The sequence below is a fragment of the Rhodococcus sp. Leaf278 genome (assembly GCF_001426085.1).
Taxonomy (GTDB): Bacteria; Actinomycetota; Actinomycetes; order Mycobacteriales; family Mycobacteriaceae; genus Rhodococcoides.
The window spans coordinates 161,870-186,553 of the sequence record NZ_LMRR01000003.1; the positions used below are offsets into that span (position 1 = coordinate 161,870).

A 24,684-nucleotide genomic window follows, 5' to 3' on the forward strand; every position below is an offset into this window, starting at 1 on the left:
TTCGAATCAGCGTGAATCTAGGTCGGGCAGAATCGCTGTCATGAACGTCGAGCCCATTCACACCGAACGCCTGACGCTTCGTCTGTACGAACCCGACGACGCAGACCGGATTCTCGCCTACTACAGCGACCCGGAAGTGTGCCGCTACCTCCTGCACGAGGCGTGGACGCACGCCGATGCTGTTGCGGCGGTGGGCAAACGGATGAAGCGAAGCGGGCTGCACACCCAGGCATTGGCGATGGTCGTCGAACATCAAGGCACTGTGGTGGGCAACGTCGAGGCATGGTTGGTGGACGGATCCCCGGCACTCGTCGAGCTCGGCTGGACGTTCTCCCCCACCGTGGCCGGCCGTGGTTACGCGACCGAGGCCGTGAACGCGTTGATCGAGCACGTGTTCTCGCTACCCCAGATCCACCGAATCAGCGCACAGCTGGACGGACGCAACGACGCGTCGGCCCGGTTGGCCGCGCGGGTCGGGATGCGTCAGGAAGCGCACTTCCGCCAGAACTGGTGGTGCAAGGGTGAATGGACCGACACCCTCGTCTACGCGATGTTGCGCGAGGATCGCTGACCGACGTACTGCGTTCACCTCTCGAACATCTTCGGTTCCGTTCCGCGCCATCAGCCGGTGACCGTCGTGCGACAGTCTCGGGACACTTCACTTCTCGACTCCTGGGAGTTTCACCGATGGCCTCGTTTCGTAGAGCAGCCCTGCTCGGCACGCTCGCACTGATTTCCGTCGCGACTACGTCGATGGGCAGCGTTGCCACTGCTGCGCCGGCACGGACCGCGTCGCCGTTGTGCCAGGTCGCAGACCTGCTCCCCAGCGGATCGTCGTCGGGCCTCGGTTACCAATGTGCCGAGGCGGGTGAGCTCCTCGATCTCCCGATCGGTGAGGTCCGCGCGACGCAACCCTCACTCGGATACGACGAGGTGTACTACAAGCTCGGTCGCTACACGCTCAGCAAAGACGAGATCAACAAGAAGTTCGACGACTGGTGCGAGGCCAACGGCCAGGAAGAGGCCGCCTCGGCATCGCCCGGTGCGCGACTGGACAATCCGTCGTCGTTCACCTGCACCGTTCCCGTCGGGCAGGAAACGCCCGACACCATCGCGCCCATGAAGACTGTTGTCATCGGTCCGGGCGGCGTGCCGTACCTGACCGACGGACACCACACACTCACCTCGTTCTACGAAACAGCCGACGGTGGGCCAAATCTGCACCTTCGTCTGCGGGTGGTCGCGAATCTCAGTGACCTGAGCACAGCCGACTTCTGGGCTCGGATGAAGGCCGAGAAGTGGGTCTGGAACTACGACGTCGACGGCAACGAGGTTCCGGTAGAACAGCTTCCGTCGGGAGTCGGTCTCGCCAAGTTCCAGAACGACAAGTACCGCAGCCTGATGTACTTCGCCCGCGACATCGGCTTCACTCCCGGCACCATCCCCTTCCAGGAATTCTATTGGGGTGCATGGGTTCGCGACTCGGCGGAAGTCGACATCAGCGGATGGGACAGCAACAATCTCGCGAGCTACCTCAGCACCGTCGAGTCGGTGTCGCGCGCGCAGGGCGCGGCCCCGAAAGACGCGGTGATCGACAGTGGCCGCACCGCAGCGGAACTCGGCGCTCTGGACGCGTGGAACGACGGCAAGGCAGCCGGCAAGGGTGAGTTCGGAAAGCTCTCGGCACCGTACTCGGACGCCAAGCCCGGCAAACTGGCCTACGCCTTGCAGTACAAGTCGGGACTGCCCCGGTAGGTGGGGGTCAGGTCGCTGGGCCGGCTTGTCACAAGCCGGCCCGGCGGCGAGACCTCAACCTCACGGCCACGAAAACAAGGAAGGCAGCGGCGACCGTCGCGACGACGACCTTCTGCAAGATTTCGGCATACGCGTCGACCAGGTGCCAGTTCTCGCCCAGCTGATATCCCGCGGTAACGAAGATGGTGTTCCAGATCAGACTTCCGATGGTGGTGAGTACCAGGAACTTCATCATTCCCATTCGCTCGATTCCGGCCGGTAGCGAGATGAAGCTACGAAACAGTGGGATCATTCGGCCGAGCAGCACTGCCTTCGAGCCGTGCCTGGTGAACCACGCCTCCGAGCGGTCGAAGTCGCTGGACTTGATCAGTGGCATTCGCGCTACCAATGCCCGGGTGCGCTCGCGTCCGATGAGCGCACCGACCGCGTAGACGATCACCGCGCCCAGCACCGAGCCGAGAGTCGTCCAGAAGAGCGCGGCACCGAAGGAGAACACTCCCTGACTGGCCGAGAACCCGGCAAGTGGGAGAACGAGCTCACTCGGAATCGGCGGGAACAGATTGTCGGCACCGACGACCACGGCTGCGCCGGGGCCGCCGAGTGCATCCATGACGCCCACCGCCCAGCCGGCCAGCCCGTCGAGAGTCTCGGTTTCTGCTGCTGCGGTAATCAATATGTCGGACATGGTAATTCCCCTGTTCGTCGGTGTTTCCTGTCGTGAAGGACGCTGAAAACGCTACGAACTTCGTGGACGCGGAACATCGAGGAAAGCCGTCGCCTGTCACGGGGTTCTCTGCATGGAAATCTTGTGGTTTACCGCAGCATCTGGGGGCATTTGTGCGGTTACGCTGCTGGAGTGCTGGCTAACCGTGGCGTGTACCCCACCGGGCAGGCGGATCGCGCGTCGATCGGCTCACTGCTACGGCGTTGGCTCACGGCACTGTCCGGAGTTGTGCTCGGTAGCATCACCGCGGTGGCAGCGCTGCTGTTCTCTGTGGTGGCGTCACTCGCCCTCGTGCTCGCGCGCATCCTCGGTCGCTGGGGAGCGCCTGTGCAGAGGGCAGTAGCCGTCAGTGCATTGTCGTTCTCGGAGTTCGAGATTCGACGCATCACCCGCTTCCACGGCAGACCGCCAACGGACGCACTGACACCTTCGCGCTGTTGCTGGTATCTCGGTATTCGGTGGACGATCGGAATACTCGGGCTCGGCGTGGTCCTTCTTTTGACGTTGTGTCTCGTCGTCGCCGGCTCGATGGTCTCGGCATGGATTTTCAGCGGCGACTGGGGCCTGATCGAAGAGTCCGACCGCGTCGGCGGCGGACTCGTCGCGATGGCCGCGCTGCCCGGGATCCTGTTGATCTTCGTCGCCGCAGTCGGTGTGGCAGGGGTGGGATCGTTGGACCGCTGGTTTGCCGTTCAGGTGCTCGGACGGCAGTCCGAGCGACTGTTGCAACAGCGGGTGGCCGAGCTGACGAGCAGCCGCGATCACGTGGTCGACGCCATCGACGACGAACGCCGCCGCATCGAGCGCGACCTGCATGACGGAGTGCAGCAGCACCTGGTTGCTCTGGGAATGCTCGTCGGCCGGGCTCGTCGTGCTGAAGATCCAGAGAGGGTGCACGAACTCCTCAACCAAGCTCAGGTCGCATCGCAGGGAGCGATCGACGAGCTGCGCGAGGTTGCCAACCGGGTGTATCCCATCGCGCTCGACAAGGACGGCCTGCGCGCAGCTCTGGAGGCGCTGGCCGAGCGGGCCAGTGTTCCAGTCCGACTCTCGTACGAACTGACAGAGAGGTTGCGCCCCGCTGTGGAAACAGTCGTCTACTTCGTCGTCTCGGAGGCGGTGACCAACGCAACCAAGCACGCCTCACCGAAATCGTTGCAGGTCAGCGTCACTCACCAGAAATTCGATCGGGTACTGGCAATCATCACCGACGACGGGCCCGGTGGCGCCGACCCGTCCGGCAACGGCTTGTCCGGACTGTCCCGCCGCGTCGCTGCCACGGACGGCACCCTCACCGTGGACAGCCCGGCCGGCGGCCCCACGGTCGTGACTGCGAGCGTCCCGTGCGCGTGATCGTCGCGGAGGACTCGACATTGCTGCGTGAGGGTCTGGTGCGTCTGCTCGTCGACGAAGGCCACGACGTGATCGCGTCCGTGGGCGACGCCGACGCGCTCCTCGCCGCGGTGGGACAGGATCGTCCCGACATCGTCGTCACCGACGTCCGCATGCCTCCGGGCCACAGCGACGAGGGACTGCGAGCAGCACTGACCATTCGCGATCGATGGCCGGAGGTGGCGGTACTCATGCTCTCCCAGTACGTCGAAAACCGTTACGCAGCAGAGCTGATCAGCGGATCCGCCGGCAAGATCGGCTACCTGCTCAAGGACCGAGTCGCGCAAGTCGACGAGTTCCTGGACGCCCTCGACAGGGTTGCCGGCGGCGGGACTGCCTTCGACCCAGAGGTGGTGCGGCAGCTGTTGTCTCGCACGACTCGGTCGAATCCGCTCGAACGACTCACGCCGCGCGAGCGCGATGTTCTCGAGCTGATGGCACAAGGTCTCACGAACGCTCGAATCGCAGCCGATCTGTTCATCTCGGTGAGCTCGGTCGAAAAGCACATCAACTCCGTGTTCGACAAACTCGGATTGGCGAACTCGACCGGTCTGAGCCGCCGGGTGATGGCTGTGGTGGCCTACTTGCGCACGTGATGTCGAGCGGGGGCATGCGTGATCGACCAGGTTCGCGTCTTGGCGTCCGGTACCGTCTCGCGTCATGAACCTGAAGCTGTGTGTGCTGCTGTGGGCGTCGGAGGGACAAGAAGACGCGCTCACCCGCTACGAGGACACGGTGCTGAACCTGATTCCGAAGTACGGCGGCGAAGTGGTGAGCAGGGTTCGACGCATCGACCCGGGAGACGGACCACTCGAGGTCCAGGTCATCCACCTACCGGATGATTCGGCCTTGCAGGCCTACATGGAGGACCCCGAGCGCCTTGCGCTTGCCGACGTGCATCGCCGGGTAGTGGCGAGAACCGAATTAATCCACGTGGAGACGCTCGTCTGATGGCTGCGCCTGGCCGATGCGCCTACCAGCGATCGACGTGCAGCACTGTCTCGATCGGATCGCGCGGAGCGACCTTGAACGTCTCGCCCGTGTAGTACGCCGTCGGAATGAGCGCGCCCTGATGGAAGTCCTCGGGGATGCCGAGTAGCTCGGATATCTCCCGCTCGCGAGCGAGATGGATTGTGGTCCATGCCGTCCCGAGCCCACGGGCGCGCGCGGCCAGGGCGTAGTTCCACACCGCGGGCAACAGCGAGCCCCACAAACCGGCCTGATTGCCGGCCGGAAGCGTCTTACCTGCCTGGATGCACGGGATCAACAGCACCGGAACCTCACCCATGTGCTCGCCGAGCCATCCGGCACTGTCGCCGACGCGCTTCTGCACCGATGCGCGTTCCGGATCGTCGGCGAACAAAGCGGACGCGGAATGCTTCGACGCCTGATATGCGGCGAACAGCTCGCCATAGATGGCGCCGATGCGGGCACGAAGATCAGGATCGGTGACGACGATCCACTGCCAACCCTGCTTGTTCGACCCGGACGGGGCCTGCAGCGCGATCTCGAGACATTCCTTGATCAGTTCCATCGGAACCGGCCGCGTCAGGTCGAGACGCTTGCGGACGGTGCGCGTCGTGGTCAGCAGTTCGTCGGCAGTCAGGTCGACAATCGGGAAAGAAGTCACCTCTCGATCATGCACCATTCGCTCTGCTCCGGGCCCGATCGACCAGTTCTTCGTTCGCTGCATCCCAGCGCGCCGCCATGGACATGCCTCCATGCCCGTCCCCCTCATCGACGACGAGTGTCGACCCTGCCCATTTCCGGTGTAGATGCCACGGAGTGACAGCGGGTCCCGAGATGTCTTTTCGACCATGAATCATGACGCCCGGAATATCGACCAGACCACCGGCACGATCGAGCAGAGGAGGATCGCAGAACCCGTCGTGCGACCAGTAGTGCGCGGTGAGCCGCACGAAGGCCAATCGGAACCGGTCGTCGTCCCACCGAGGATTACGCCGAACGCCATCCGTGCCGATCGAGATGTGGACGTCCTCCCACAGTGCCCATTCCCGAGATGCGCTGTCCCGCAACTGCAGATCGGGTGAGTTGAACAGACGGTCGTACGCGTCGACTAAACGGCCCTCACCCCGTCGATAGCCGACACCGGCCTGCTCGGCGAAGGTAGCGAAACGATCCCATGCTTCCGGGAAGACCGCACCCACGCCCTCGGTGATCCAGTCGACTTCGGCGCGGCTGGTCGTCGTGACCGACGCGAGCACGATGCCGAGAACCCTCGCCGGATGGGCGAGGGCGTAGGCAAGAGCGAGGGTGGATCCCCAGGACGCGCCGTTGACGATCCACGCCTCGACGCCGAGGTGCTCACGCAAGGCTTCGATATCGGCAATCAGGTGAGCGGTTGTATTGGTGGCCAACGACGTCGAGGAGTCCGACGCGTGTGGGGTGGACCGTCCACACCCCCGTTGCTCGAATCCGACGGCCCGAACACGGGACAGGTCGAAGTGGCGACGAAACTGACTGGCGTTCAGGGTCCCGCCTGGTCCGCCGTGCAGATAGACCGCCGGGACGCCGTCGGACGAGCCCCATTGCTCCCAGTAGATGCGCTGACCATCCCCTACATCCAACATTCCGTGCAGTGTCGGCTCGTCCTCCAGTGTCATGACGCCATCACATCATTCGAGAGGCAGCATCTGGCGGATCACTGCCCACGCGGAGGCGTCGACCCACGAGGGGTTGGATTGCTGCGGCGATCGAAGCACCTCCAGCATCGACAGCTCCTCTATGGACCGAATATCCGACGCGGGGATCGGCTCATCGAACAGCGTGATGTTCGTCGAGACCTTCCACTGTGGGCCGGGGACCGGGGTGCCGGTCAACCGACCCACACCCCAGATCCCGCGTCGTGGATGGCTACTGACCCAGAACAGCACGGGTTGCCCGGGTTTCATCAAACGCGTTCGGTAGTTGTCGGCGACGCACCAGTTCTCGTGCGCACGTCGGGCGTCGACCATCGGTGCAAGATCGGTCGTGTGTGGATTGCACTTGATCACCCATGCACCGAGCGTTTGGTCGGTAATCGCGCGTGCCGTCACCGCAGCCAGCGTACCGAGCGTCAGGCCACCGCGTCGTTGCCCTGAGCTGCCGAGACCACCAGATTGCTTGCGGTCAGCTCGTTTCCGTTCTTGACCGCGTCGACCCACTGGTCCGTCGTTGCCACCGCTGCGAAGTTCGACTGGTAGAGCACCATCAATGCCTTGTGCAGCTGCTCGGCCGAGACCGTGCCTGCCTCGTTGGAGAGGTTGATGGCACCGGTGGCGTCGGACAGAATCTCGACGGTCAGATCCAGCGCCTCGGCGTCGGCGCTGGAGGCGAGGTCGCAGTTGTTGGTCATGTAGCCGACGATCGTGACGGTGTCGATGTTGTTGCTCTGCAGCCACTTCGCGACTCCGGTCCCGGCGAACACGCTGCTGTACTTCTTCTCGACCCGCTCGAAAGACGGCTGCACGACGGCTTGAATGTCCGGGTGCAGTTCGTATGTCGGAGTGCCTTTGACGAAAGCGGGCGCACCTTCCGGCATTTCGTGCTGCACGATGGCAACGGGAACATCGTGCGCCGCAGCGGCTTCGATAGCGCGGACGATGTTGGCCAACGACTCGTCGCGAGGCGGGTACTGGATCTTCAGCACTCCCTCGAAGTACTCCTGCTGGACATCGATGACGATGAGGGCTCTACGCGGTGCAGTCATGGGCGTTCTCCTTCAAGTGGCGTTCTCGGTCGATACTCATACTCCGGTGCTGATCTTGCGTTCACGAGTGGCACGGATGCATACTTTCGATTGATTTGCGCCAACGTTCGAGATCGGAGCCGGCCATGCGAATAGCGCTCTACGTGTTCGACGGCATCACGATGTTTCACCTCGCCGCGCCGCTGATGGTGTTCGGCGAGGTGACCCGACTCGGCCTCGCACCGGATTGGGAGACGCGAGTATGGTCCGACGAACCAGGCGCGATCCGCACCGAGGAAGGGTTTCCCATCGGTGAGATCGCGGGTCCCAGCACTGTCGACTGGGCCGACATCGTCATCGTGACATCATGGCCGGAGTCGTTGCCGCACATAGGAACTGACTTCTCGAGCGCACTCCGCGGAGCACATGCGCGAGGCGCAGAGATCGCGGGTCTGTGTCTCGGTTCGTTTGCCGTCGCAGACACCGGGCTGCTCGCAGGCCGCCCCGCCGTCACACACTGGACCAAGATGACCGAGCTGCGGGAGCGAAACGCACACGCAGGCGTCGACGAGTCGGTTCTCTACATCGATCACGGAGACGTGATGACTTCCGCGGGAACCGCGTCGTCGATCGATTCCTGCCTGCACATCGTGCGCAAACACCTCGGTTCGGCGGCAGCGACGCGGGTGGCGCGCAGTCTGGTGGTCGCACCGCATCGTGACGGCGGTCAAGCGCAATACATCGAACGGCCGGTCATCGAGGCGTCCGGAGATACTGCGATCGCCGACGCACAGAGCTGGGCACTCGAACGACTGGCCGAGCCGCTACCCATCGAACGACTGGCCGAGCATGCGCGCATGAGCCGACGCAGCTTCATCCGTCAGTTTCAGCTCGAGACAGGGTCCACCCCGGCTCGTTGGGTGCTGGACAAACGCCTCGAGGAAGCTCGAAGCCTGCTCGAAACAACCGATCGGAGCATCGAGAACATTGCCGCCCTGTGCGGATTCGGCAGCGCTGTCACTCTGCGTCAGAACTTCCGCTCGGCATTCGCGGTGACACCGACGGCCTATCGACGGCAATTCGCCGTCGGTTGTGCGCCCGCAGAGGCCTTGGACAGGCAAGGATGAGCGACGTGATCCTGTGGATAGTTGCCGGAGTAGAGCTCGCCGCCATCATCGCCCTCGGCGTGGTGTTGATCGCGTCGCGTCGCAAGCTGAAGCACACGCGTCGAGCACTCGACCGCGCTCTCGAATCACAGCAGCGCCGTAAGCGACGCGGCTTGGTGCCCTTTGCGATCAGAACTGCCTTCCACACCACGGACTTACTCATCAACAAGGGCTTCGGCGCAACAGTGCGCAACTCCGTCGAGGATCTCGCCGGCTGGGCGAAGGTAGAACGCCCCGATCTGGCACGCATGACCGCCGACGGCGACATCGTGGTGATGTTCTCCGACATCGAGGGGTCCACCGCACGCAACGAGGAACTGGGCGATCGTGGCTGGGTAAAGCTGCTCGAAAAGCACAATAAACTGATCTGCAAGCACGTCGCGGATCACGGCGGACATGTGGTGAAGAGCCAAGGCGACGGCTACATGCTCGCCTTCTCCGACCCCGGCCAAGCTGTGCGCTGCGGAGTGAAAGTGCAAGAAGCACTACTGAACAATCCCGATCGGTGGGACCGGATCCGCGTGCGTATGGGCGTGCATGTCGGCAGCTCGGTGCGTCGAGGAGACGACCTGTTCGGCCTCAACGTGGCCATGGCGGCACGGGTTGCGGGGCAGGCCGAGGGCGGTGAGATTCTGATCAGCGAACCGGTGCGCAATGCCATCAGCACGGCCGCCGATCTGCCCCTAGGCCTGCCCCGTGAAGTCGAATTGAAAGGAATGAGCGGAAGCTTCCAGTTGTATCCGATTGCGCTACCGGTGCTGCCCAACACCGAGGTAAAGCAGCTCGACTAGAGCTGCTCGGCCACAGGCATACTCAGCAAGTGGTAGCTCAGGCACTTGCCATGCCCGTCGAGAACCGGGCTCCCCGTCACTCCCCCACCGAGCACGCCGGGTAGCTCGAACACCAACCCGGAGACCAGAGGCATTGCAGTGCGGCGGACCTCGCCGGTGACCAGCGGTTCGAAGTGCGTGGTAACAGCATCGACGGTCAGTTCGCGGGACAGTAATTCGTAGTCTTCTTCGGTCCGCGGGAACACCGCAAGAATGAGGGTGTCGCCCTTGTCCCCGGTTCGCACGTCGGCGAGATCATCGACAGTCCTCATACCGTCACCTCCGTGGTGTGTACGGCGGTCGTGACCTGTGCTCGTGGAATCAAACATGATCTGATCGCGAGAACCTCACTGCTGCTGCTCCGTGAACCACCTCCGCCGGCCGGGCCGTTGGTGTACAGACTCTCGACTTCCCACCCCACCAACGCCGCTGTCTCCGCGTCGGACACCTTTGCAGTGACGCGCAGTCGCACTTCGGGTACATCGGTGTGGGCAGCAAGCCCGCGGAATGCTGCGCCCGCTCCGATGTACTCGATGCCCACGTTCTCCGCCGGAATGCCGTGCACCTCCCACAGTCGTTGTTGCACAATCTCTCCGGCGAGCTGCGCGCGCTGCAGGGCGCGTGGCCCGGAGTAGCTGATCTGACCCTCACCGAGCCAACCGCCGCGAAATCCGAGGGTCACCTTCAGCTCCTCAGGCCGTGTCCTGCCTGTCGCCCCGGACACCGCCACCCGATCGGGCCCGATGGTTTCGAAAGAGACTCCGGTGAAATCTGCCGTCACGTCCGGCGTCAGGTATCCGGCGGGATCGCCGACCTCGTAGAGCAGTTGCTCGGCGCACGTGCGCACCGTCAGTTCGCCGCCGGTGCCGGTAACCTTCCCGAATTCGGCTGTGCCGTCGGCATGTACGTCCCCGAACGGGAAGCCCAGATTCGCCAGACCCTGCACAGGCTTGGTGACCGGGTCCGCGAAGTAGCCACCGGTCAGTTGGCCTGCGCACTCGAGTAGATGTCCGACGGCCGTCCCTGCGCCGAGTGTCTCCCAATCATGCCCGGCCCAACCGAACTCGTGCATCAGGGGCGCGAGATACAGGGCTGGATCGGCAAGACGGCCGGTGACGATCACATCGGCCCCGACGTCGAGTGCGGGCAATACCGCGTCGGCCCCGATGTAGGCGTTGGCCGAGACCAGTTCCTCGGAATGCTCCGACAGCGGGCGTCCGGTCTCCCACACCACCGGATCGATGCGGCGCACCGCGTCGAGCACGTCGTCGCCGGTGACGGCAGCGATGCGCACAGGACGCGAGCACACCTGCTCTGACACCTGCGCGACGACGGCCGCTGCCGCAACAGGATTCGCGGCTCCGGAGTTGGTGACAACGGTGATGCCCTGCTCAGTGGTCGCGCCGAGTACTGCGCGCATGCGCGCTGCCAGGAGCGGGTCGTAGCCCACCGCGGGATCGAGCAGCTTTCGCGCCTGCCCGGTCGCAACCGTCCGCTCTCCGAGGCACTCGAAGATCAGATAGTCGAGCTCGCCGCGCTCGGCCAAGATTTGGGCGGGGTCTATACGGTCGCCGGCAAACCCTGCGCCCGCGCCCAATCGGACGGTTCCCGGGGCGCTCACGATACCCACACCGGGATGACGCCTGTCGCGAAGGCGACGCCGAGCATGCCGAGGCTGACCAGCCATGCCCACCCCAAGGTATGCCGGATGTGCCTGCCGATGTCGACCTTTGCGAGACCGACGAGAAGGTAGAACGCGCCAGTCATCGGACTGATCGGGAAGCCGACGGTCTCTTCACCGATGATCGACGCCTGAGCGAGATCGATTGCGCTGATACCGAACTGGTCGCCGACCTCGATGAGCACCGGCAGCACACCGAAGTAGTACGCATCGGGGCCGAAGATCAAACTCATCGGTACCGCGAACACCCCGACGATGAGCGGAAGTGCCGGTGCCATCCAGTCTGGAATTACGTTGGCGGCGCTGACGGCCATCGATTCGATCATGCCGCTGCCGTCGAGCACACCGAGCAGGACACCGGCGGCGAGCAACGTGCCGACCATCAGCATCGCGCCGACGGCATGCGCCTCGATGCGTGCGGACTGCGCCTTCATGCCCGGGTAATTGATCAGGAGCGCAACGATGGTCGCGATGATGAAGCAGGTCTCCGGAGGCGCGACGGCTGCGATCAGTGCGGCGAGTGTCGCGACAACGAGAACGACGTTGACCCAGAACAATTTCGGACGTAGCAGGCTGGGCTCGTCGGGCTTGTCGAGCTCTCCTGGGGTCTCGTCACCGCCCGAGCCGGCTGAGGCCGGCTCGTCTGCTCCGCCGGTAGCGGGTACCGGGATTCGTTGTCCGACGCGTGCTGTCGACTCCTCCACCTCGGCCTTGACATCACCTGCTGCGACCTTCGCCAACCGTGTCCGCTCTCGGCGTCCGAGGTAGTACGCGATGGCCAACGCGAACACCACACCGGCGATCTGCGCCGGAATCAGCGGAACCCACAGCTCGTTGGCGTCGACGCCCAATGTTGCTGCCGCTCGCGCCGTCGGCCCGCCCCAGGGAACGATGTTCATCACGCCCGCACCGAGTCCGACACAGGTGGCCAGCACCAGCCGGCTCATGCCGAGGCGCTCGTAGATCGGCAGCATCGCAGGAACGGCGATGAGGAACGTGACCGCACCCGCACCGTCGAGATGGGCGACCAACGCGAGAGCCGTCGTGGCCACGGCGACGGTGGGCGGCGCGCTGCCTGCCCACTTCACGATGCGCGCGATGAGGGGATCGAACAGACCTGCGTCGCGCATGATCCCGAAGAAGACGATCGCGAACAGGAACATGGCCGCAACGCCGACCACGCCGCCGAGCCCGTCCTTGACGAAACCTGCTACCTCGGACGGCGAGTTGCCGGCCAGGAACGCCGCGGCGAGCGGGACACCCGCAAGCGCAACGATGGCCGCGACGCGTTGGGTGAACAACAGCAGCAGAATGATGGCAATCGTCCCGAAGCCGAGCAGTGACAGCATGTGATCTCCTTCATCGAATACGACGAGTGTTGTCCAGATCACTTACGCCGTCCAACATCAGTTGGGTATACATTCATGCACTGTGGGCATAAACCTGGGCATTGCACATCTGCGTGCCGTCGTCGCACTCGCCGATCATGCGAGCTTCACCGCGGCGGCGGCGTGGCTGCAGGTCTCTCAACCGAACCTGAGCCGTACCGTCGCCGAGGCGGAACGCCGTCTGGGCGTGCGGCTGTTCGTGCGCACCACCCGCAGCGTCGACCTCACCGGTGACGGCCACGAAGTGACGGCCTATGCCCGTCGGGTATTGCTCGAGTTCGATGACGGCCTGGAGCAGATCGGACGCTTCGTCTCGGGCGACCGCGGAACCGTGACGATCGCATGCTTGCCGTCGATCGCGGCGATCTTCTTACCCCCGTACATCGTCGAGTTTCGTCGCACCCACCCCGACGTCTCGGTGCACATCAAGGATGGTCTGCGCGACGACGTGGTGGCCTCCGTCCGCGACGGTTCGGTCGACTTCGCAGTGGTGGCGGCTTCGGGACGAGCGAACGATTTGATGCGCACGACGATCAGCGCAGATGCATTCGTCTGCGCGCTACCGCCGAATCATGCTCTTGCACAACGCAAGAGCCTGTTGTGGACCGACCTCGCCGACGAGCCGTTCATCGCATTCGGTCCCGAATCGAGCATCTCGTCGCACGTACGATCGGCCCTGGAAAGCGCGGGAGTCGACGTCGGACCATCGGTTCAAGCGCACAACGTGGCCGCCGTCGCGGGCCTGACCGCTGCCGGCTTGGGCATCACCGTCATCCCGGAGCTGGTGGTGCCGATGATGTCGTTCGCGAACCTGGTCTACCTGCCGATCGAGCCGACGATCCACCGGACCATCTCAGTAGTCCAGTTGCCGGGGCGACGGCAGAGTGCAAGCTGTTCGGCGTTCCTGAGTGTTCTGGTGCCGCCCCCGAACGGATGAATGTCGCATTCAGTTCATCTGAGCGACTGAAAGGCGCATTGATCCCAAATGGGAGGGGCGGGCGGGCTGTGGACCGAAATCTGGTGCCGCCCTGGAACGAATGAATGGCCCATTCACAACGTCTGAGCGCGTGAATGGACCATTCATTCGATGGGGAGGTCAGGCAGAAACGAACTACTGTTTCGCCGACTCCAGCGCCTCGTTGAACGTCTTCGACGGACGCATCACTGCAGCGGTGGCTTCGGGGTCGGGGTAGTAGTAGCCGCCGATGTCGACTGCCTTGCCCTGGACCTCGTTGAGCTCGGCGACGATTTTGTCTTCGTTGTCCGACAGCGTCTTCGCCAGCGCCGCGAAGTGCTTGGCCAGCTCGGTGTCCTCGGTCTGCTCAGCGAGTTCCTGCGCCCAGTACAGCGCGAGGTAGAACTGGCTGCCACGGTTGTCGAGTTCACCGGTCGAGCGCGACGGGCCCTTGCTGTTCTCGAGCAGCTTGCCGGTCGCGGCGTCGAGTGCCTTGGCGAGGATGGTCGCCTTGACGTCGCCGGTCTTGATACCCAGATCCTCGAGGCTCACGGCCAGTGCCAAGAACTCGCCGAGCGAGTCCCAACGCAGGTGGTTCTCCTCGATGAGCTGCTTGACGTGCTTGGGAGCCGAACCACCCGCACCCGTCTCGTACAGTCCGCCGCCGGCCATCAGGGGAACGATGGAGAGCATCTTGGCGCTGGTGCCGAGTTCGAGGATCGGGAAAAGGTCGGTGAGGTAGTCGCGCAGGATGTTGCCCGTTGCGGAGATGGTGTCGAGTCCGCGGACCAGACGCTCCATCGTGTACCGGATGGCGCGCACCTGCGACATGATCTGAATGTCGAGGCCCTCGGTGTCGTGATCCTTCAGGTACTTGCGCACCTTGCCGATGAGCTCGTTCTCGTGCGGGCGGTACGGGTCGAGCCAGAAGACGACCGGCATTCCCGACTCACGAGCGCGGCGTACGGCGAGCGCGACCCAGTCCTGGATCGGAGCGTCCTTGACGATGCACAGACGCCAGATATCGCCTTCTTCGACGGTCTGCGTCAGCAGCACCTCGCCGGTGGCGATGTCGGTGATGTTGGCAGTACCGGCCTTCGGTGCCTCGAACGTCTTGTCGTGCGAGCCGTACTCCTCGGCCTTCTGCGCCATCAGGCCGACGTTGGGAACGGTGCCCATCGTCGTCGGGTCGAACTGGCCGTTGGTCTTGCAGAAGTTCACCATCTCCTGGTAGATCCGGGAGAAGGTCGACTCCGGGTTCACAGCCTTGGTGTCCTTGGGACGCCCGTCCGCTCCCCACATCTTGCCGCCGGCGCGAATCATCGCGGGCATAGATGCGTCGACGATGACGTCGCTGGGCGAGTGGAAGTTCGAGATTCCGCGAGCGGAGTCGACCATCGCGAGCTCCGGACGGGTCTCGTGACACTTGTGCAGGTCTTCGATGATCTCGTCACGCTTCGATGCCGGGAGCGTCTCGATCTTGGTGTAGAGATCCGACAAACCGTTGTTGACGTTGACACCGAGCTCTTCGAAGATCTCGTTGTGCTTGGCGAACGCGTCCTTGTAGAACACGCGGACGGCATGGCCGAAGACGATCGGGTGCGAGACCCGCATCATCGTCGCCTTGACGTGCAGCGACAGCATGACGCCGGTCTCGTAGGCGTCCTGCATCTCGGCCTCGTAGAAATCGAGAAGCGCCTTCTTGCTCATGAACATCGAGTCGATGACGTCACCGTCGGTGAGCGAGACCTTCTCCTTGAGCACGATCGGCTCGCCGTCGGCCGGAATGAGCTCCATCTTGACCTCACGGTCGCCGTCGACAACCGTCGACTTCTCACCGTGGTAGAAATCGCCCTCGCGCATATGCGCGACATGGGTGCGCGACGCCATCGACCACTCGGTCATGCTGTGCGGGTGCTTGCGCGCGAACTCCTTGACGGCCTTCGGCGCGCGGCGGTCCGAGTTACCCTCACGCAGAACAGGATTGACCGCGCTGCCGAGGCACTTGGTGTACCGGTCGCGGATCTCGCGCTCTTCGTCGGTCTTCGGGTTGCCGGGGAAGTCCGGGATCGCGTAGCCCTTGTCCTGAAGTTCCTTGACGGCCGCGAGCAACTGCGGCACCGACGCGCTGATGTTCGGCAGCTTGATGATGTTGGTCTCGGGCAGCTGCGTCAGCTTGCCCAGCTCGGCGAGGTTGTCGGTCACTCGCTGGTCTTCGTTCAGGTAATCGGGGAACTCGGCGAGGATGCGGTTGGCAACGGAGATGTCACTCGACTCGACGTTGATCTCGGCCGCGCTGGCGAAAGAACGTATGACCGGCAGAAACGCGTGAGTCGCCAGCATGGGCGCCTCGTCGGTCAAGGTATAGATAATGGTCGGCTTCTTCGCAGTCATGTTTCGCCTTTGCCTCAGTTTCAACGTCGTCTTTTGGATGCGTCCACCGTCGACTTTAATCTTTGAACCCGCCGATGTGCGGGGCAGTGGGGTATCACTCCGTCAACGGTTCCAAGTTACCGACCAGTAGGGCGCTCAAAGGATTTCGCGACCCCGCCCCGGCCCGCCTCTGACCACCATCGGAGCATCCGTTTTGCCCGGATCGGAACAATGACGCCCTTCCCGAGCGTTGACCGAAGCATGACGACCTACAAGACTGTCAATCCTGCCGACGGCACAACTGTCAAGGAATTCGAGACTCTCGACGATGCCGGCGTCGAGCGCGCACTCGCCGATGCACACGCCGGTTTCCAGACCTGGCGCAAGACCTCACCGAAGCACCGCGCGGAAATCCTGCACAAGGTCGCCGATCTCTACACCGAGCGTTCCGATGAATTGGCTCGCACGATCTCGCTCGAAATGGGCAAGCCCCTCACCGAATCCCAGGGCGAGGTGGAGCTGTCGTCGAACATCTACCGCTACTACGCCGACCACGGCCCCGCGCTGCTCGAGGACGAGAAGCTCGACGTCCCCGGCGCGGAAGACACTGTGCTGCAGCGCAAGCCGGTGGGCGCACTCGTCGGAGTCATGCCGTGGAACTTCCCGTACTACCAGGTTGCGCGGTTCGCCGGCCCGAACCTGATGGTGGGCAACACGATTCTGCTCAAGCATGCGCCCAACTGCCCGCAGTCGGCGCTGCTGATGGAGGAGATCTTCCAGCAGGCCGGACTCCCCCGGGACGCGTACATCAACATCTTCGCGACCAACGACCAGATCGCGGACATGATCGCCGATTCTCGCGTGCAAGGTGTCTCGCTCACCGGTAGCGAGCGGGCCGGAACATCTGTCGCCGAGACTGCAGGACGCAACCTCAAGAAGGTCGTCCTCGAGCTCGGCGGATCGGACGTGTTCATCCTGCTCGACTCCGACGACATGGATGCAACGGTCGAGTCCGCAACCCGGGCGCGGCTGTCCAACGCGGGCCAGGCCTGCAACGCCGCCAAGCGCATCCTCGTGGCCGAGGACGTCTACGACGACTTCGTCACCAAGCTCGTCGCGTCGTTCGAGGCCGTGCAGACCGGCGACCCGCTGGATGCGAAGACGACTCTCGGACCCCTGTCGTCGCAGACCGCCGCCGACACGCTGATCGAGCAGATCGACGACGCCGTCGCGAAGGGCGCGACGCTACTGACCGGCGGCAAGAAGATCGACGGCCCGGGTGCATACGTGCAGCCGACGCTGCTGACCGACGTCACCCCGGACATGCGCGCGTACAGCGAAGAGCTGTTCGGGCCGGCCGGCGTGATCTACAAGGTCGAAAGCCCGCAGCAGGCAATCGAATTGGCGAACTCCTCGCCCTACGGCCTGAGCGGCTCGGTGTGGAGCGCCGACCTCGACAAGGCCCGGGACGTGGCCGAGCAGCTCGAAGTGGGCATGGCCTTCGTCAACGAACACGGCACCACGCTGCCCGGCCTGCCCTTCGGCGGAGTCAAGCGCTCCGGCGTCGGCCGCGAGCTGGGCCCCTGGGGCATGGACGAGTTCGTGAACAAGAAGCTCGTGCGCGTCTCCGCGAAGTAGCACTGTTCGACGATGCTCCCCTGGCAGATGCCCGGGGAGCATCGTCGTGTCGCGGTCATACTGTCTCGATGATCGTCGAACACGCCCTGTTGCACGTCGCCCCTGGTCGAACCGACGAGTTCGAGGCCGCCTTCGCCGAGGCGAAGTCGATCATCGCCTCGATGCCGGGGTTCGTAAATCTGACACTCTCGCGTGGCCTCGAGCAGCCCGATGTCTACCTACTGCTGGTGACGTGGGAACGCCTCGAGGACCACACCGAGGGCTTCCGACAATCCGAGAAGTATCAGGAATGGAAGACGCTCCTGCATCACTTCTACGAGCCGTTCCCCGTCGTCGAGCATTTCGAATCGATATCGACGGCCTAGGAGATAAGTTCGAAATCCCCATCGCCGCTCCGAGGAGATTTTCGTGGCCAACGCTTCGTCGTTCGTATCCAAGCAGGACGACATCGAAATCAGCACCTATACCTGGGCTACCTCGGCCGACCCGGCTCGGGGCGTCGTGCAGATCGCGCACGGACTTGCCGAGCACGGCAGCCGCTACGCCCGCTTCGCCGCCGCGCTGAACGATGCCGGATTCCATGTCGTCGCCTCCGATCATCGCGGCCACGGAGAGTCGATCGTCGACACACCGGGTGACTTCGGGGCTGCCGCATTCGCCGGCCTGTGGGCCGACATCGAGCAGCTCGGCGAATCGTTGCTCAGCGAGTACGCGGATCTGCCGCTGTTCTTGTTCGCTCACTCGATGGGTTCGTTTGCCGCGCAGCATGTTCTGATCGAGCGATCCGATCTGTACGAGGGCGTGGTGCTGTCGGGCTCGACCACGCTGAACATCCTCGCCGCCGGAATGGCCGACGCCCCCGCCGGCGACCTGAGCGTGTTCAACGCCGCCTTCGAGCACCGCACCGGATACGAGTGGCTCTCGCGCGACGAGGCCGAAGTGGACGCGTACGTCGCCGACCCGCTTTGCGGCTTCGACCTGCCGGAGTCGACGGTTCCTGCACTGTTCGGTGAAGCCGAGAAGCTCGCCGATCCACACAACCTCGAGCAGATCCGATCCGACCTTCCGCTGCTCATCACCTCGGGAACCGACGATCCACTGGCCGGCGGTGGCCAGCTGATCGAGACGCTGGCCTCTCGCTACCGAGAGGCCGGTATGAGCGACGTGACGGTCACCCTCTACCCCGGTGCCCGCCACGAAATCCTCAACGAGACCAACCGCGACGAGGTCACCGCAAACATCATCGGCTGGCTCACCGACCGCGCCGGCTAGGTCTACCGCCGCCGCAGCTGCACGGGCTGCCCGTCCTCCGGGAAGGGCAGCGACGTGAAGTTCAGTGGTGCAACGTAATCGCGGTCGACCGACCAGTCGAACCGCAGCAGCAGGTGGTGCATGATCGTCTTGATCTCAGCGCCGGCGAAAAACATGCCGATGCATTTGTGCACGCCGCCGCCGAACGGCTCCCACGCATAGCGATGGACCTTGTCCTCGCGTCGGTCGGCGGCGAATCGGCCGGGATCGAATTGCTCAGGGTTGGGCCAATACTGCTCCATGTGGTGTGTGAAGTGCGGTGCCACCGACGCATACGTTCCGGCGGGAACGAACTTGCCCTGCACCTCGGTATCTTTGATCGCGCGGCGGGCAACCACCGGGGTCGGCGAGACCAATCGCAGACATTCCTTCATGACCAGATCGACGCTGGGGAGTTCGTCGAGTTGAGCGAGCGTCGGCGCATCGGTGCCGAGGGCCTCCGACTCGGCGCGACACTTGTCCTGCCACTGCGGATGCTGCCCGAGGTACTGCATCATCGTGGACAGCGTGATGGTCGACGTGTCGTGGGCCGCCATCAGCAGAAAGATCATGTGGTCGATCACTTCGTCGTCCGAGAAACGTTCGCCATGATCCCCCTCGATATGGCAAAGGACGGAGAAGAGATCGTCGGTCTCGGTGGCACGCCGAGCCGGTAAGTAGCGGCGGAAGAAGTCGTCGAGCACAGCCCTGCCGTCCAACCCTCGCTTCCACCGAGTACCCGGAACGCGGTAGCGCACGATCGACGTGGCGGCCTGCACGCAGGCAATGAAACTCGCGTTGATCTCGGCAATGTCGGCGTCGGTCGTTCCCTCCGCACCGCCCATGAAGATGCTCGTCGCAACCTCGAGCGTGAGAGCCTTGAGCGCCGGATATACCTGGACGTCGCGTCCGCTCTGCCACGCGTCCAATCCTGTTGCTGTAACGGGATTCAATGCGTCGACGGATTTGGTGAGCCGATCACGAGTGAACGCCTGCTGCATGATTCGGCGGTGCCGGAGATGCTCCTCCGAGTCGAGCAGCATCAGCCCGCCGTGGAAGAACGGTCCGATCAGCAGGGACCATCCGTCACCGTTGACGAATGCTTTGTCCGCGTTCTGCAGCACCTGCTGGCACGCGTCCGGACCGAGAACGGTGATCCACTTCTGGCCGGCCATGGTCAGCCAGGACACCTCGCCGTACTTCTCCCACCGACTCCCCAGCAGCTTCAGAGGGTTCCGAATGTATTCGAGGGTGTGGCCGACAACAGGCAGACCTCCATCGCCGAACACCGGTTGCAGCGTCGAATCAGCAGGCGGAGCAGCAAGAGCACGAGACATTGTCGACCTCCATCAATCTGACAGGGCGTCCTGTCAGATGAAATGTAGTCTGCGTCACACCCGTGATTCTGTCAAGATCTATCCATGGCATCCACCACGCGCCGCTACAACGGCATGAGCGCAGACGATCGCCTTGCCGACCGTCGTGCCCGTCTGCTCGATGCCGGGCTCGAGGTGTTCGCAGCAGCTGGAGCCAAGGGCGCAACCATGACCGCCATCTGCGCGCACGCCAAGCTTACCGAGCGGTATTTCTACGAAAACTTCAGCAGCAGAGACGATCTCCTCGAAAAGGTAGTGGATTCGATATCCGACGAGATTCGAGCCAAGGCCCTGGACGCACTGCACTCCCCCGCACCCACGGTCGAGCAACAGGCACACAACGCCATCGCCGCGTTCGTCGATGTGCTCACCGAGGACCCGCGCAAGGGCCGCGTCGCGATGATCGAATCGCTGGCCGTCGACTCACTCCGGACGTACCGACGAAAGTCCATGCGCGCTTTCGCCCATCTTGTCGCCGAACAATCACGCGAACTCTACGGTGAACAGGCCTTCCCTCAACCGCAGTCGGAGATCAACGGCCTGCTGTTCATCGGTGGACTCGCTGAACTCGTGATCGCCTGGCTGAACGACGAAATAGACATCAACCCTTCGGACATCGTCGACGCCGCAACCCGTCAGTTCATCGCCACCGCGCATCGCTGAGGTGGGGGTCAGACCCTGGCGTCGATGTTCATGTCGCCACGCGTTTGCCTTCGGATGTGATCGCTTGCCAGCATTGCGTGCGGGAAGCCGGGGTCGATCGCACTGGCCTGGTCGAGCCGCGCTAGATGTTGGGCGCTCAACTCGATCTCCAGTGCACCGAGATTTTCCTCCAACTGCATCAGCGTTCGCGCACCGATGATCGGGGCGGTGACGTGCGGACTCTGCAGGTTCCATGCCAGGCCGATTTGCGAAGGCGTGCAGCCCAGTTCGCTCGCTACTTCACTCACCACGTCGACGATGGCGAGGTTGCGCTCCGTGAGCGAACCCATGGCGATGTTGAAGTTTCGTCGGGTCCCAGGGCTGCTTTCCGAATCGCCGCCACTCAAGTCGGCCCGGGCGTACTTCCCCGACAGAACCCCGCCCGCCAACGGCGAGAACGGGACGACACCCAGACCCAGCTGATGCGCCATAGGGATCAGATCGCGCTCGCCACCCCGCTCGATCAGGTTGTACTCGATCTGCAGTGCTACCAACGGTGCCCAGCCACGGAGGTCGGCCAAGGTCTGCATCCGGGCAACCTGCCATGCCGGCGCCGTCGAGATCGCGACGTAGAGCACGGTTCCACGTCGGACGAGATCATCGAGTCCCTGCAAGATCTCGTCGATGGGGGTCGTGTCGTCCCAGACGTGCAGGTACAGCAAATCGATGTAGTCGGTGCCCAACCGGCGCAGACTGTCGTGAACCGAGGCGAGGAGGTTCTTTCGATTACTGCCACCGGAGTTGGGATCTCCGGGGCGACGAAGCGTGGTGTACTTCGTCGCCAGCACGAGCGCGTCCCGATTGTCGCGACTGAACTCGCCGAGCATCTTCTCCGAAGTTCCATCGGTGTAGGTCGGGGCAGTGTCGATGAAGTTTCCTCCTCTCTCCACATACGTGTCGAACAGTTGTCGGGCCACGGAGTGCTCGGCACCCCATCCCCAGTCGGTGCCGAAAGTTGCTGTGCCCAAGGCGAGCCGCGAGACACGCAATCCGGACCGCCCCAGCGTCCGGTAGGTGTCGAGACCTGAAGTCATCGTCTTCTCCTCATCGATGGTGCCGTGCGAACGGTGCTGCCACACCTTAAGTACACCGATCAGTTTTCAACATAACAACGATTGCGCGCCCCGGCAAGCTAAGTACACTGATCGTTACCAGCAGGAAAGAGCGAGGGCAGCAGATGGATACAGGTCCGACCGGCGCGCGCCGTGGCCGTGGAGCGCGGGAGCGACTCCTGAACAGCGCCCGAGAACTGTTCCAAGAACGCGGGATCAACACCACCGGCATGGACATGCTCAGCGCGGAAGCCCAGGTGTCCAAGCGAACGATCTATCAACATTTCGGCAGCAAGGACGAAGTCGTCGCCGAGTGCCTACGCACGCAGGACCTGCAGTCCGAACCCGGCGTGTTCGCCCGTACCGACCTCTCGCCTCGCGAGCATATTCTGGCTGCATTCGAGCCGAACCCGACGAGCTCTGGTGACCCGACACCGATGTGCCCGTTCATCCGAGCCGCCGTAGAAATTGCGGACCCGGAACACCCCGCACGAGAGGTCGTTCGCACGTACAAGCTGTCGGTTGCGCAGCACTTTTCGGAACTTGCGCGCATGGCTGGGGCTCACGACCCGGATGTACTCGGGCAGCAACTTGCGCTTCTGCTCGACGGGGCATCCATCAGAACCAGAGCCCTGGGCATCGAAATGCTACCGGTCGCTGCCGGGATTGCTCGCGAATTGATCGACAGAGCAGTAGGTTTCGATGCCCAGCCGTCGTAGTTCGATCCAGGTGACCTACCGATCGAAGTGCGCCTTCGAGATCTGGCCGTGCACTCCGACCGTTTTGTCGACCACCTGCGAGACGGTGAAGTTCGCGGCCGCGGACAGGTACGCATACGCCGTCGCGCGATCCATGCCGAGATCCGTCTCGAGGAAGTCCAGAGCATTGACCACAGCACGACGCATTGCGGCGTTCAGGTCCGAGCTCTGGCCGCCGACGGCACCGTCCGGATCGGACAACCCGATCGGGATCCACGAGTCCTGGTTCTCGGCAAAGGGATACGAGTACGCAACGGACGGAGCATCACCGCTGCCCGCCTTGCAGACCGTGAGGCGGAACGTGCCGCGCAGCGATCCTTCCATCGCGGTGAGCGCCACCTCGCCGTCACCCATCGCCATGTGTGGATCACCGACGTAGAACAACGCACCTTCCGCGAACACCGGGAGGTAGAACGTCGATCCGACGCCGAGCAGACCCACGTCGATGTTGCCGCCACCCAGCGTCGGGGGAATCGAATTGGCGTTGGGCGACGTCAGACCCGGATCGCTGGCGAACGCAACGCCCATCATTCCCATGAACGGTCGCAGCGGAAAGCGCACGGCCGCATCGCCGTACCGCATCACACCCTGCCCCTCCTCGACTGCGGAGAACGTGGAGACGTTGCCGTACTGCGTCGGATTACCCGACTTCCTGCCGTCGCCCCCGATCGGCGGCATGACCTCGTCGAGGCCGATACCCGCAGGTGCTTCACCGGACGCAGTGACCGCAAGAGCACCCTTGCCGTGCCTGCTCGACACCACGCCGTACGGAACGCGTGGAATCGCCTCGAGCGTCTCGATCTTGAGTACATCACCGCGCTGCGCGCCTTCGACGAACACCGGGCCCGTCACCACGTGCGGTCCGTCGACGTCGAAGTTGCGTACCGTCCGGTCGTACCCGCCGGCGATGTCGATCGCGTCCTGAAGAACGTCGGACTCGGAAACACCCTTGCCACCGAAGAATTCGACGGGATCGCGGCCCTGATCTTCGAGGATTCCCTCGTGGCTCAGCGCGTCGATCGTCACCGTCTCGCCGGACTTCATCTGCAGCACCGATTCGGACTCGACCGTCGGGACGTAGCCCCACAGAACCTTGTCGACCTCTGAGCTCAGGTAGTGATCGCCGGAGATGTCGCCGGTTCCGGGCTGCAGGATCTGACCAGCCGTAGGTGCCGGTGCGGAAGAACTCGCAGCGGCGGTGTTCGAGGAAGACGTCGAACACGCTGCCGTTCCGGCAATTCCGACGCCCGCTCCCAGAGCGGCCACTGCCTGGATGAATCCGCGACGACCGATCCCCTTGCTGATCGTCTCTGCTGCCTGCTCCGCCATCGACCGCGCCATGATGCCTCCTGAATTGTCCGAATCTCGAACGTAGATCAGGGGTGTTTCTCAGCAGTTACGATCGCGCGTCGCCCCAATTGCTCAGCTGGGATCGCTCCCGGCGATCGCCGACCACCAGATCGCGGTGACAGCGGCCAGCAGACTCACTGCAACGAACTGAGCGAACCCGCCACCGTCGACGATCAGCCACAGCAGGCCGATGAACGGGCCGGCCACCGCGGCGGGGGCGTCGAGCATGATCCGGCGACGTAGCGAGCCGAATCTGTCACTGCGCGTGCGTAGATCGGATTCGTTGAGGCGAGGTGCGTCGAGCGGGATGCCCGGCGGTAAGGACGTGCGACGCCGCCCCGACGGCACGGCAACGATCCCCGGTTCGACGACGAAGGCGCGACGTCCGAGAATCGACCTACTGATGCGGGCATCGGCGTCGGGAACGATTGCCAGCAGCCCGGTGTGGAAGTAGACGGGGTACCAGGCCCGCCTTCCGTTCTCGTGAACCTCCAGGTATCCACGCGAGCGCATCCGGTGTTGAAACCGCACGCGCCGCACAGTGGTTCGACCAGAGGAGCGCATCG

Annotated in this window: 26 protein-coding genes; 13 read left to right on the forward strand and 13 right to left on the reverse strand. The window is 63.6% G+C overall.

Features of this window, described 5'->3' with window-relative positions; all coding sequences use genetic code 11:
• Positions 1-40: 40 nt before the first annotated feature.
• Entirely contained in the window at positions 41-571 is a 531-nt protein-coding gene (locus ASG84_RS05090; protein ID WP_057475935.1) for a GNAT family N-acetyltransferase, read from the forward strand.
• Positions 572-687: 116 nt separating this feature from the next.
• A complete protein-coding gene (locus ASG84_RS05095) occupies positions 688-1,755 on the forward strand; it encodes a ParB/Srx family N-terminal domain-containing protein (RefSeq protein WP_057475936.1) in 1,068 nt (355 codons plus the stop codon).
• A 28-nt stretch (positions 1,756-1,783) separates the two neighbouring features.
• On the opposite strand, the gene ASG84_RS05100 is transcribed toward ASG84_RS05095, so the two are convergent.
• Positions 1,784-2,440 (reverse strand): DedA family protein, encoded by a 657-nt coding sequence (locus tag ASG84_RS05100; RefSeq protein WP_057475937.1) that lies wholly within the window; start codon positions 2,438-2,440, stop codon positions 1,784-1,786.
• Between the two features lie 171 nt (positions 2,441-2,611).
• Here ASG84_RS05100 and ASG84_RS05105 point away from each other — a divergent pair, with 171 nt between their 5' ends.
• The 3 genes from ASG84_RS05105 (at position 2,612) to ASG84_RS05115 (ending at position 4,822) form a co-directional block, all read left to right on the forward strand.
• Positions 2,612-3,832, forward strand: a complete 1,221-nt coding sequence (locus ASG84_RS05105) for a sensor histidine kinase (protein ID WP_082520799.1) — start codon at positions 2,612-2,614, stop codon at positions 3,830-3,832.
• Positions 3,823-4,467, forward strand: coding sequence for a response regulator (locus ASG84_RS05110; RefSeq protein ID WP_057475938.1), 645 nt, complete (start codon positions 3,823-3,825; stop codon positions 4,465-4,467). Before ASG84_RS05105 ends, ASG84_RS05110 begins: the two co-directional genes overlap by 10 nt.
• Positions 4,468-4,531: 64 nt before the next feature.
• Positions 4,532-4,822 carry a hypothetical protein gene (locus ASG84_RS05115; RefSeq protein WP_057475939.1) on the forward strand — a complete coding sequence of 97 codons (291 nt, stop codon included), beginning with the start codon at positions 4,532-4,534 and terminating at the stop codon, positions 4,820-4,822.
• A gap of 22 nt (positions 4,823-4,844) precedes the next feature.
• Here ASG84_RS05115 and ASG84_RS05120 read toward each other — a convergent pair whose 3' ends face one another.
• Genes ASG84_RS05120 through ASG84_RS05135 form a run of 4 tightly spaced genes read right to left on the reverse strand, consistent with a single transcriptional unit; the run spans position 4,845 to position 7,580 of the window.
• Positions 4,845-5,501, reverse strand: coding sequence for a nitroreductase family protein (locus ASG84_RS05120; RefSeq protein WP_057476007.1), 657 nt, complete (start codon positions 5,499-5,501; stop codon positions 4,845-4,847).
• Between the two features lie 7 nt (positions 5,502-5,508).
• Entirely contained in the window at positions 5,509-6,495 is a 987-nt protein-coding gene (locus ASG84_RS05125; protein WP_057475940.1) for an alpha/beta fold hydrolase, read from the reverse strand.
• 12 nt (positions 6,496-6,507) lie between these two features.
• Positions 6,508-6,927: an EVE domain-containing protein gene (locus ASG84_RS05130; RefSeq protein ID WP_235581537.1), complete on the reverse strand. Its 420-nt coding sequence runs from the start codon at positions 6,925-6,927 to the stop codon at positions 6,508-6,510.
• Between the two features lie 20 nt (positions 6,928-6,947).
• Positions 6,948-7,580: an isochorismatase family protein gene (locus ASG84_RS05135; RefSeq protein WP_057475941.1), complete on the reverse strand. Its 633-nt coding sequence runs from the start codon at positions 7,578-7,580 to the stop codon at positions 6,948-6,950.
• A 125-nt stretch (positions 7,581-7,705) separates the two neighbouring features.
• Between ASG84_RS05135 and ASG84_RS05140 the strand changes: the two genes are divergently transcribed.
• Both ASG84_RS05140 and ASG84_RS05145 read left to right on the forward strand, forming a co-directional pair.
• Complete coding sequence (locus ASG84_RS05140) at positions 7,706-8,686, forward strand: GlxA family transcriptional regulator (RefSeq protein ID WP_057475942.1); 981 nt, start codon at positions 7,706-7,708, stop codon at positions 8,684-8,686.
• A complete protein-coding gene (locus ASG84_RS05145; RefSeq protein ID WP_057475943.1) occupies positions 8,683-9,516 on the forward strand; it encodes an adenylate/guanylate cyclase domain-containing protein in 834 nt (277 codons plus the stop codon). Before ASG84_RS05140 ends, ASG84_RS05145 begins: the two co-directional genes overlap by 4 nt.
• On the opposite strand, the gene ASG84_RS05150 is transcribed toward ASG84_RS05145, so the two are convergent.
• The 3 genes from ASG84_RS05150 to ASG84_RS05160 are packed head-to-tail and all read right to left on the reverse strand — an operon-like array spanning position 9,513 to position 12,585.
• The gene (locus ASG84_RS05150; RefSeq protein ID WP_057475944.1) at positions 9,513-9,827 is read right to left on the reverse strand and encodes an AtuA-related protein; all 315 of its coding nucleotides are present in this window, start codon (positions 9,825-9,827) and stop codon (positions 9,513-9,515) included. The genes ASG84_RS05145 and ASG84_RS05150 overlap by 4 nt on opposite strands.
• A complete protein-coding gene (locus ASG84_RS05155) occupies positions 9,824-11,176 on the reverse strand; it encodes an acyclic terpene utilization AtuA family protein (protein ID WP_235581538.1) in 1,353 nt (450 codons plus the stop codon). The genes ASG84_RS05150 and ASG84_RS05155 overlap by 4 nt, the downstream gene beginning before the upstream one ends.
• Positions 11,173-12,585 carry a CitMHS family transporter gene (locus ASG84_RS05160; RefSeq protein ID WP_057475946.1) on the reverse strand — a complete coding sequence of 471 codons (1,413 nt, stop codon included), beginning with the start codon at positions 12,583-12,585 and terminating at the stop codon, positions 11,173-11,175. Before ASG84_RS05160 ends, ASG84_RS05155 begins: the two co-directional genes overlap by 4 nt.
• Before the next feature lie 82 nt (positions 12,586-12,667).
• On the opposite strand from ASG84_RS05160, the gene ASG84_RS05165 reads away from it, so the two are divergent.
• On the forward strand, positions 12,668-13,561 hold the full coding sequence (locus tag ASG84_RS05165) for a LysR family transcriptional regulator (RefSeq protein WP_057475947.1): 894 nt from the start codon (positions 12,668-12,670) through the stop codon (positions 13,559-13,561).
• A gap of 174 nt (positions 13,562-13,735) precedes the next feature.
• Here ASG84_RS05165 and ASG84_RS05170 read toward each other — a convergent pair whose 3' ends face one another.
• Positions 13,736-15,973 (reverse strand): NADP-dependent isocitrate dehydrogenase, encoded by a 2,238-nt coding sequence (locus ASG84_RS05170; protein WP_057475948.1) that lies wholly within the window; start codon positions 15,971-15,973, stop codon positions 13,736-13,738.
• Positions 15,974-16,213: 240 nt separating this feature from the next.
• Between ASG84_RS05170 and ASG84_RS05175 the strand changes: the two genes are divergently transcribed.
• From ASG84_RS05175 to ASG84_RS05185, 3 genes are all read left to right on the forward strand, one after another.
• The gene (locus ASG84_RS05175; protein WP_057475949.1) at positions 16,214-17,590 is read left to right on the forward strand and encodes an NAD-dependent succinate-semialdehyde dehydrogenase; all 1,377 of its coding nucleotides are present in this window, start codon (positions 16,214-16,216) and stop codon (positions 17,588-17,590) included.
• Between the two features lie 68 nt (positions 17,591-17,658).
• The gene (locus ASG84_RS05180; RefSeq protein ID WP_057475950.1) at positions 17,659-17,955 is read left to right on the forward strand and encodes an antibiotic biosynthesis monooxygenase family protein; all 297 of its coding nucleotides are present in this window, start codon (positions 17,659-17,661) and stop codon (positions 17,953-17,955) included.
• Positions 17,956-17,998: 43 nt separating this feature from the next.
• A complete protein-coding gene (locus ASG84_RS05185) occupies positions 17,999-18,862 on the forward strand; it encodes an alpha/beta fold hydrolase (RefSeq protein WP_057475951.1) in 864 nt (287 codons plus the stop codon).
• 2 nt (positions 18,863-18,864) lie between these two features.
• Here ASG84_RS05185 and ASG84_RS05190 read toward each other — a convergent pair whose 3' ends face one another.
• A complete protein-coding gene (locus ASG84_RS05190; RefSeq protein WP_057475952.1) occupies positions 18,865-20,217 on the reverse strand; it encodes a cytochrome P450 in 1,353 nt (450 codons plus the stop codon).
• Between the two features lie 84 nt (positions 20,218-20,301).
• Here ASG84_RS05190 and ASG84_RS05195 point away from each other — a divergent pair, with 84 nt between their 5' ends.
• Entirely contained in the window at positions 20,302-20,919 is a 618-nt protein-coding gene (locus ASG84_RS05195; protein WP_200936501.1) for a TetR/AcrR family transcriptional regulator, read from the forward strand.
• 8 nt (positions 20,920-20,927) lie between these two features.
• Here ASG84_RS05195 and ASG84_RS05200 read toward each other — a convergent pair whose 3' ends face one another.
• Positions 20,928-21,992 carry an aldo/keto reductase gene (locus ASG84_RS05200; RefSeq protein WP_057476010.1) on the reverse strand — a complete coding sequence of 355 codons (1,065 nt, stop codon included), beginning with the start codon at positions 21,990-21,992 and terminating at the stop codon, positions 20,928-20,930.
• A gap of 143 nt (positions 21,993-22,135) precedes the next feature.
• Between ASG84_RS05200 and ASG84_RS05205 the strand changes: the two genes are divergently transcribed.
• Complete coding sequence (locus tag ASG84_RS05205; protein WP_057475953.1) at positions 22,136-22,729, forward strand: TetR/AcrR family transcriptional regulator; 594 nt, start codon at positions 22,136-22,138, stop codon at positions 22,727-22,729.
• A 15-nt stretch (positions 22,730-22,744) separates the two neighbouring features.
• Here ASG84_RS05205 and ASG84_RS05210 read toward each other — a convergent pair whose 3' ends face one another.
• Both ASG84_RS05210 and ASG84_RS05215 read right to left on the reverse strand, forming a co-directional pair.
• Entirely contained in the window at positions 22,745-24,109 is a 1,365-nt protein-coding gene (locus ASG84_RS05210) for an acetamidase/formamidase family protein (RefSeq protein ID WP_057475954.1), read from the reverse strand.
• Positions 24,110-24,190: 81 nt separating this feature from the next.
• Positions 24,191-24,649 (reverse strand): hypothetical protein, encoded by a 459-nt coding sequence (locus tag ASG84_RS05215; RefSeq protein ID WP_156399396.1) that lies wholly within the window; start codon positions 24,647-24,649, stop codon positions 24,191-24,193.
• Positions 24,650-24,684: the final 35 nt, after the last annotated feature.